Annotated in this window: 9 protein-coding genes and 1 riboswitch; of the genes, 7 read left to right on the top strand and 2 right to left on the bottom strand. The window is 37.5% G+C overall.

Annotation, left to right across the window (positions count from 1 at the left end; all coding sequences use genetic code 11):
• Positions 1-754 (top strand): serine hydrolase (locus ACQRDX_RS08830; protein WP_427896509.1); only part of this gene is annotated, 754 nt, incomplete at its 5' end.
• A 166-nt stretch (positions 755-920) separates the two neighbouring features.
• Entirely contained in the window at positions 921-1,712 is a 792-nt protein-coding gene (locus ACQRDX_RS08825) for a GBS Bsp-like repeat-containing protein (RefSeq protein WP_427896507.1), read from the top strand.
• Between the two features lie 233 nt (positions 1,713-1,945).
• On the opposite strand, the gene ACQRDX_RS08820 is transcribed toward ACQRDX_RS08825, so the two are convergent.
• Positions 1,946-2,506 carry an ECF transporter S component gene (locus tag ACQRDX_RS08820; RefSeq protein WP_427896505.1) on the bottom strand — a complete coding sequence of 187 codons (561 nt, stop codon included), beginning with the start codon at positions 2,504-2,506 and terminating at the stop codon, positions 1,946-1,948.
• Entirely contained in the window at positions 2,496-3,491 is a 996-nt protein-coding gene (locus tag ACQRDX_RS08815; RefSeq protein ID WP_427896503.1) for a nucleoside hydrolase, read from the bottom strand. Before ACQRDX_RS08815 ends, ACQRDX_RS08820 begins: the two co-directional genes overlap by 11 nt.
• 148 nt (positions 3,492-3,639) lie before the next feature.
• A riboswitch (PreQ1 riboswitch) is annotated at positions 3,640-3,684 on the bottom strand.
• 138 nt (positions 3,685-3,822) lie between these two features.
• On the opposite strand from ACQRDX_RS08815, the gene ACQRDX_RS08810 reads away from it, so the two are divergent.
• The 5 genes from ACQRDX_RS08810 (at position 3,823) to ACQRDX_RS08790 (ending at position 8,482) form a co-directional block, all read left to right on the top strand.
• On the top strand, positions 3,823-4,203 hold the full coding sequence (locus ACQRDX_RS08810; RefSeq protein WP_354368332.1) for a RidA family protein: 381 nt from the start codon (positions 3,823-3,825) through the stop codon (positions 4,201-4,203).
• A gap of 104 nt (positions 4,204-4,307) precedes the next feature.
• Positions 4,308-5,198, top strand: a complete 891-nt coding sequence (gene rapZ, locus ACQRDX_RS08805) for an RNase adapter RapZ (RefSeq protein ID WP_427896501.1) — start codon at positions 4,308-4,310, stop codon at positions 5,196-5,198.
• Complete coding sequence (locus tag ACQRDX_RS08800; protein ID WP_427896499.1) at positions 5,195-6,169, top strand: YvcK family protein; 975 nt, start codon at positions 5,195-5,197, stop codon at positions 6,167-6,169. The genes rapZ and ACQRDX_RS08800 overlap by 4 nt, the downstream gene beginning before the upstream one ends.
• Positions 6,166-7,077: a DNA-binding protein WhiA gene (gene whiA, locus ACQRDX_RS08795; RefSeq protein WP_427896497.1), complete on the top strand. Its 912-nt coding sequence runs from the start codon at positions 6,166-6,168 to the stop codon at positions 7,075-7,077. Before ACQRDX_RS08800 ends, whiA begins: the two co-directional genes overlap by 4 nt.
• Positions 7,078-7,084: 7 nt before the next feature.
• Positions 7,085-8,482, top strand: a complete 1,398-nt coding sequence (locus ACQRDX_RS08790) for a C69 family dipeptidase (RefSeq protein WP_427896495.1) — start codon at positions 7,085-7,087, stop codon at positions 8,480-8,482.
• The last annotated feature ends 59 nt before the right edge of the window (positions 8,483-8,541 follow it).

Genomic DNA, 8,541 nt, shown 5'->3' with positions numbered 1-8,541 from the left:
GACCCCCTCAAAATCTTCTCAATCAGAAAAACAGTTCACAGTTGCGAATAAAACGTTCACCATTTTTGGCAAATATGATCCAACCTATGCCGTTTTACAAAGTCTAGCGAATACCATCACTACTTTAGAAAATCAAGGTTATAACATTGGATTTAAGTTGGTAGATGCAGACACCAATAAAGGAATTGCTTATAACCAAAATAGCAAGTTTTATTCTGCATCAACCATTAAAGGGCCTTTTGTTGCGAGCTTGGTAGCTAATAATAGCTCAGCCTTCCAAAAATCAGGTAGTACTATTTTAGATGTTCTAAGAACTTCAAGTAATGAAGGTTACAAGTATTTACGTGATACTTATGGCCCATCTGCTTTATATAACTGGGCAAGAGAAGCAGGCGTGGAAACAAATGTAGTAACTCCACTTTATCCTTATTTGACAGCTCAAGAGCTTTTTGCATTATGGCAAAGAAATTATCAGTTCTTTACAACAAGTAACTATGGAAAACAAGTTGGAACCTGGTTTGAAAACCCAAATCTATCACCTATAAAATCTGTCCTAGGTTTATCTTATAAAACACAATCTAAAGCAGGTTGGATTGGTTATCCTGGCTATCGTGCAGCTAATGATGCAGGAATTGTCTATACTCCAAAAGGTAATTATATTGTTTCTATTATGACAAATGCGGATGGTCGTCTCGGTTTGGTCAACCCGACTGTTTTAGCTTTGAATAGTGTTTACTTTGACATCAAAAAATAAAATGATAAATGAAATGTTTAGTTAGGAGAATTGATGAAAGGATACAGAAAAAACATTTCGCCAGTAAAGCCTTTCTGACTATTTCTATATTGATTATCAAGATGGTTCTACAAAAGGATTTAATCTAGGTCAGTATAACCTCCAAGTTCCAAAAGATAAAGTACAAGTGTCAACAACCTATAGAGGAACAGGTGTCTATGGTGTGACAATCAATCATGTGGTCACTAAGGGAGAAGTGGTCTTTGCAGTTTGGTCTGAAAAAAATGGACAAGATGACTTGAAATGGTATGGTGCAAAAGCAGTTGGTCCAACAACTTATGAAGCAACATTTGATAGTAAGCAGTATGCCGATGCTGGAAATTATATGATCCATGTCTATCAAAAACTGGACGGTAAAATGCAGTTTTTAGCATCAAGTACGCAATATGTTGAACGAAATCGTTATGAAATGCCTGTCTATAGCCAACGAGATGGACGTTGGGGAGGTCTTCAATATGGTTTGTTTAACTTGGCAACAGCTGGTTGCGTGCCAACCGCCTTATCAATGGTTTTCTCATCTCTGACTAACCAGGATATCAAACCAACTACGGTCGCTAATTACCTATATCATCAGACCAATCATTTCAATAAATATTTTATAGGAACGTCTAGTCTTGGAATTTTTGAAGCAAGTAAAAATTGGGGCTTAAATACAACCGTATTAAACAGCCAGTCAGCTTTAGAGAATGCTTTAAAAGAAGGGCATTATGTTGTTGCAGCTGTTCAATATAATAAGTTTGTGGCAACAGGATCTCATGAAATTGTTTTAAAAGGCTACCAAAATGGTCAAACTCTTGTAGCAGATCCTTATACAGGAAAAACAGAGTGGTATCCTGTCAGTCGAATCTTTTTAGAAGCAAGTACAGATAAAGATGATACAGCACATAAAGGCAAACCCTTTATCAAAATTACAGATTAGCTTGAGCTAATGGAATATTTATCGTCTTTTAGTTTACTTTTAGCACTAGGAATGAGCCGAAGGCCTAACTGAAGTTAGATAAGGTGAGTTAACGCAGTAATAAAAGAAAAACTAAATGACAATATAAGAAAATAACATCCCCCTCATCAGTAACTAGGTTGTCTAGGTTTTACAAGAGGGGGATTTTTATATTAAAAAACCTTAGAAAGACTAGTTTCTAAGGTGGTTGCGAGTTATTTTTCTTTTAACAGTTGGAAGTTTAGCTGATCTTTTAGTTGTTTGATGAGAACAAATACAAGCGTTAAACTGACTAGGCGATCGAGATAGTCGGTTAGGATTTGGACTATGATTAAGCTAGTTGTTAGATTCATCCCCATAGCATGAAAGATTTGAGCTAAAAGACTGGAGCCACTTGAGGTGATGCCTTTAAAAAGGACGACAGTTATACTGGCAGAAATAAGTGTTCCAATTAGAGAGATTGGGATGGTTAGGATCGCCAATCGTTTGAGCTCTGCTTTTTTTCTAAACATAAAGCCAGCTAAAAGAACGGTCACAATTGCAACGGGAGCATAGTAAATGGCAAAGATATCTGTTGTCAGCCAACTTAATAGGGCACTTAAAATGGCTGTTAAAGTTCCAAGCCATGGTCCAAATAATATAGCGATAAGAAGACTTCCAACCATGTCAAGATAGATAGGCAGTTTTAGAAAGAGAGCAATGTTACTGCCGACATAGTTAAGGGCAATCGCAAGAGCGATAAAGATAATAAGATGAGTTTTTTGTCTAGTTTTCATAGAAACCTCCGAGATTAAGCTGTAAAATGTCCTGTGAAATGACTTCCTTTGGTTGGTCTAAGATTGTCGTCAAAAAATCTTGCCAAAACCGAAGGCTATCAACTTCTGTTAAGATTTTACTATTGCTGTCTTTTTGATAAAAATGCTGAGCATCAACAATACTTTGTCCCAGTGCGATACCATCTGTGACAATATCAGTGTAGCTGGTAAAACCATGACAAATATTGGGATCAATAAGATAAGCTAGTGCTAGTGGATCATTGATGACACAACCTAAGAGATGTTCATATTTCCAATGAAAGTCGAAGTAAAAGCGAGTGATTTTTTCAATAAAGGCAGTTAGTTCAGAAGGAAACTTTTTTAAGTACTCTAGATGATTTGGGCTAAGAACAATTTTTCGGGTGACATCAAGACCTACCATTTCAACGCATCTTTTAAGGTGCTTGAAAACAAAGTTTGCTGCATGAGGATCACACCAATAGTTGTATTCTGCCACAGGAGAGCAATTGCCATTTGATTTAAAGTTACCTCCCATGCTGATAAAACGAGAGCAGTTTTCGCCCAAATTCTTATTTTTTTCTAAGGCTAAAGCGATATTAGTCAGTGGACCTAAAGCTAGAATGGCGGTGTCTTGTTTTTGCTTAAAGTAATCTGCTAGATAGTCATCTGCCTTGGTGGTCTCAGGTCTTTTATCACAGCTTCGTTTTAAAAAAGTTTCACCCAAACCATCCATACCATGTGTGTCTTGAGCAGAGATAAAGGGACGTTTCAGAGGCGTTTTTGCACCTATATAGATGGGAATGTCTAGTCTATTGACAAGTTCTAAGATGAGGGCACAATTTTCAAATCCAAGCTGACTAGGAACATTTCCGCATACAATGGTAATGGCAACAACTTCTAAATTAGGATGTTTGAGGGCATAGATGAGGGCAAGAGCGTCATCAATACCTGGATCACAGTCGATAATAACTTGTTGTTTCGTCATATTTAACCTTTCTAAGATAAAATTAGGAATAATAAAAAGAGAGAATGAACAGTTTAAATAAGGTTCAATCTCTCTCCCAGTACAGCAAAAAGAAATGGAGCGGGTAAAACCCAATACTCCATAAAAACTAGTTTAATCAAAATGATGATGCGACTTAGTTTTTTATTCTGGGAAGTTTTCGAACCAGTCTAGGATCATTGTCCTAATTTATTTGCATAGATATATTTTACTATTAAATCATTCATCTGTAAAGATGAGATTTGTTCGCTAAATCGTGGAAATTTTCTGACGATTTTGTTAAAATAAAGCTATTAAAGTTAAGGAGAATGATATGGTTAAGACAATTCATACAGACCAGGCCCCAAAAGCAATTGGCCCTTATGTTCAAGCGAAAGTGGCAGGTAACTTGCTATTTGCTTCTGGACAAGTTCCTCTCTCTCCAGAAACGGGCGAGATTATCGGTGAAACAATTGAGGAACAAACCAAGCAGGTTTTAAAAAATATCTCAGCTATTTTAGAGGAGGCGGGAACAGATTTTGATCATGTGGTCAAGACAACCTGTTTCTTAAGTGACATGAATGATTTTGTTGCGTTTAACAGTGTCTATCAGACAGCTTTTAAAGCTGATTTTCCAGCACGATCAGCAGTAGAGGTGGCAAGATTACCTAAGGATGTCAAGGTAGAGATTGAAGTGATTGCTTATCTAGGTTAAAAGGAGAGAAATCTCCTTTTTATTGTTTTTATGACATAGGTTTCAGGTTAGGAATATGTTATAATGGCAATAGTAGATTAAAAGATAGAAGAGGGGAAGTTTCAATGTCTGAACATCAAATCAATCTTGTGATTGTCACTGGAATGAGTGGAGCAGGAAAAACTGTGGCTATCCAGTCATTTGAGGATTTAGGTTATTTTACAATAGACAATATGCCACCAGCGCTCGTACCGAAATTTTTAGACTTAATTGAGCATAGCAGTGACTATGATAAGGTTGCCTTGGTTGTGGATATGCGCAGTCGTCAATTTTTTTCAGAAATTAATAGTATTTTAGATAAAATTGAAAGTAATGATAACATCAACTTTAAAATTCTCTTTTTGGATGCGACAGATGGTGAATTGGTGTCACGTTATAAAGAAACGCGCCGTAGCCACCCTCTAGCCGCAGATGGACGTGTCTTGGATGGCATTGAGTTGGAACGGGAATTACTAGCTCCTTTGAAAAGCATGAGTCAAAATGTTGTGGATACAACAGAATTGACCCCACGTCATCTAAGAAAAACCATTACCGATCAGTTTTCTGCTAAAGAGCAAGTGAATCAATTTCGTATAGAAGTGATGAGCTTTGGCTTTAAATACGGTTTACCTCTAGATGCTGACCTTGTATTTGATGTACGTTTTCTACCTAACCCTTATTACCAAGTAGAGCTTCGTGAAAAAACAGGACTCGATCAAGAAGTCTCAGACTATGTTATGAATCACCCAGAATCAGAAGATTTCTATCAAAACTTAAAAGGCTTGTTGCAGCCGATATTGCCTGGCTATCAAAAAGAAGGAAAATCAGTATTGACCATTGCCATTGGATGTACAGGAGGACAACATCGCAGTGTTGCTTTTGCTAGACGCTTAGCAAATGATTTATCCAAAGATTGGCATGTTAATGAAAGCCATCGTGATAAGGATAGACGTAAGGAAACGGTGAATCGTTCATGAGAAAACCTAAGATAACCATAATAGGTGGCGGAACAGGTATTCCCGTCATTCTTAATAGCCTTCGCCATTTTGATGTGGATTTGACCGCTATTGTCACAGTAGCTGATGATGGAGGGAGTTCGGGTGAACTGCGTAGTGCGATGCAATTAACCCCACCAGGTGATTTGAGAAATGTGTTAGTAGCCATGAGCGACATGCCTAAATTTTATGAGAAAATCTTTCAGTATCGTTTCGCTGAAAATGATGGCGCTTTATCTGGTCATCCTTTGGGAAATCTCATTATTGCAGGTATTTCAGAAATGCAGGGCTCAACTTATAACGCCATGCAGATTTTGACGAAGTTTTTTCATACAACAGGTAAAATCTATCCCTCCAGTGAAAATCCTTTGACCCTCCATGCAATTTTTAAAGATGGTCATGAAGTGGTAGGAGAGAGCCATATTGCTAATTATAAGGGGATGATTGATCATATTTTTGTGACAAATTCCTACAACGATGATGAGCCAACTGCTAGTCGTAAAGTAGTTGAGGCGATTATGGAAAGTGACATGATTGTGTTAGGACCGGGCTCTTTATTTACCTCAATTTTGCCTAATCTTGTGATTAAAGAAATTGGGCAAGCCTTGTTAAAAACCCAAGCAGAAGTTGCTTATGTCTGCAATATTATGACACAATACGGTGAAACTGAGCATTTTACAGATGCAGATCATGTTCGCGTCTTACATGAACACTTAGGACAACCATTTATTGATACAGTTTTAGTCAATATTGAAAAAGTTCCGCAGGCTTACATGGATTCTAATCGTTTTGATGAGTATCTTGTACAGGTTGAACACGATTTTCAAGGACTAAGAAAAGAAGTTCCTCGCGTGGTGTCCTCAAATTTTTTACGTTTAGAAAAAGGCGGAGCTTTCCATCACGGAGACTTGGTGGTTGAGGAGTTGCTTCGGATTATTCAGGTGAGAAAATGACTTTTACCATCAAAGTAAAAGAAGAGCTACTGCAACTGGTTCATCAGGATAAAAGTGAACTTTCTGCCATGATTAAGATGTCTGGAAGTTTAGGATTATCAGGTTCAGGCTTAACGCTTTCTATTACAAGTGAGAATGCAAAAATAGCTCGCCATCTTTATGCCTTACTAGAGAGGTTTTATCACACACAGGCAGAAATTAAATACCATCAAAAGACCAATCTTAGAAAAAATCGTGTTTATACAGTTTTTTTAGAGGAAAATGTTGAGGCTATTTTAGCTGATTTGAAATTAGCTGATTCGTTTTTTGGCATCGAAACAGGGATTGAGCCCGAGATTTTAAATGACGATGAAAAGGGGCGAGCCTATTTAAGAGGAGCCTTTTTGTCCAATGGTAGCGTCAGAGACCCAGAGACTGGTAAGTACCAATTAGAGATTTTTTCAGTTTATTTAGACCATGCGGAAGATTTGGCGAATTTGATGAAAAAATTTATGTTAGATGCTAAGGTGATTGAGCGAAAAAAAGGTGCGATAACGTATTTACAAAAAGCTGAAGATATCATGGATTTTTTGATTGTTATCGGTGCAATGGAAGCTATGTCGGAATTTGAACAGATCAAAATTTTGCGGGAAACCAGAAATGATCTTAATCGTGCAAATAACGCAGAAACAGCCAATATTGCTAAAACTATCACGGCTAGTATGAAAACGATTAATAATATTATCAAAATAATGGACACTGTAGGATTGGATGCTCTTCCTGTTGAACTTCGTCAAGTTGCACAGGTTAGGATTGCTCATCCAGATTATTCTATTCAACAGCTGGCGGATAGCTTAGATACCCCTCTTACCAAGAGTGGTGTTAATCATCGTTTAAGAAAGATTAATAAAATAGCAGAAGAACTATAAGGAGAAAATGATGTGTACCACGATTTTAGTTGGAAAAAAAGCAAGCTATGATGGCTCAACTCTTATCGCTCGAACAGAAGATTCACAAAATGGTGTTTTTACCCCTAAAGCATTTAAAATGGTTTTACCTAATGATCAGCCACGGGATTACCAGTCTGTTTTATCTCGGTTTTCTATCACCTTACCCGATAATCCCTTGGCCTATAGCTCAGTTCCTGATGCGCTAGGTGAAGAAGGGATTTGGGGGCAAGCAGGTATTAATGAAGTTAATGTTGCCATGAGTGCTACAGAAACCTTAACCACTAACAGCCGTGTACTCGGTGCAGATCCTTTAGTTGAAACAGGGATTGGTGAGGAAGATATTTTAACTTTGGTATTACCTTATATCAAGTCTGCGCGTGAGGGTGTTAAGCGTTTAGGAGAACTGCTAGAGGCTTATGGGACTTATGAATCAAATGGTATCGCATTTGCTGATTTGGATGAAATTTGGTGGATGGAAACAGTCGGTGGTCACCACTGGCTTGCTAGACGTGTGCCAGATGATGCTTATGTGGTGGTTGCTAATCAATTAGGGTTGGATCATTTTGAGTTTAATAATACAGATGATTATATGTGTTCGAGTGATTTAAAAGACTTTATTGAAGACTATCACTTGGAATTAAATTACTCTAATGAACATTTTAACCCACGTTATGCATTTGGTAGCCAAAGAGATAAAGATCGTCACTATAACACCCCTCGTACTTGGTTTATCCAAAAATTCTTTAATCCTAGACTAGAACAAGATCCACAAAGCTTCTTTATCCCTTGGAGCCAGAAGTCCTATCGTAAGATTACAGTTGAAGATATTAAGTATGTCTTAAGTGGTCACTATCAAGACACGGTGTATGACCCTTATGGTCCAGAAGGATCAAGTGTCACACAAAGATCGTTTCGTCCTATTGGAATCAATCGTACCAGCCATACAGCGATTTTACAACTTCGTCCAGATTGCCCTAAAGAAACAACGTGGATTCAGTGGATTTCCTTTGGTTCGATGCCTTTTACCACCAGCGTTCCCTTCTTTACACAGGTAGCAACAACACCAACGTATTTCTCGAATACAGGTGCACAAGTATCAACAGATAGTTTTTATTGGGCAAATCGCCTAATTGCAGGTCTAGCAGATGCGCATTTTAAAAAGCACGAGGGCATTATTGAGGATTATATCCAAGAAACCATGGCGCTAGGTCAAGCTATGATTCATCAAGTTGATAAAAAAATGGCTCAAGGTGGAGTAGTTGATTTTGAAAAAGAGAATCAACAATTAAGTGATCAGATTGAATCTAAGACTAATCAGCTCTTAGCTAAAATTTTATTGGATGCTAGTAATTTGATGACCAATCGATATGAGGTTAGTGACTAAAAAATTTGATAGCATAAAGTCAAATATAAAAGTGTTTAATCAGACTAAAAAGTCGAAAC

The sequence above is a fragment of the Streptococcus sp. SGI.013 genome, from assembly GCF_050315295.1.
GTDB classification, from domain to species: domain Bacteria; phylum Bacillota; class Bacilli; order Lactobacillales; family Streptococcaceae; genus Streptococcus; species Streptococcus porcorum.
This window is presented reverse-complemented; position numbering and strand designations above follow the sequence as displayed.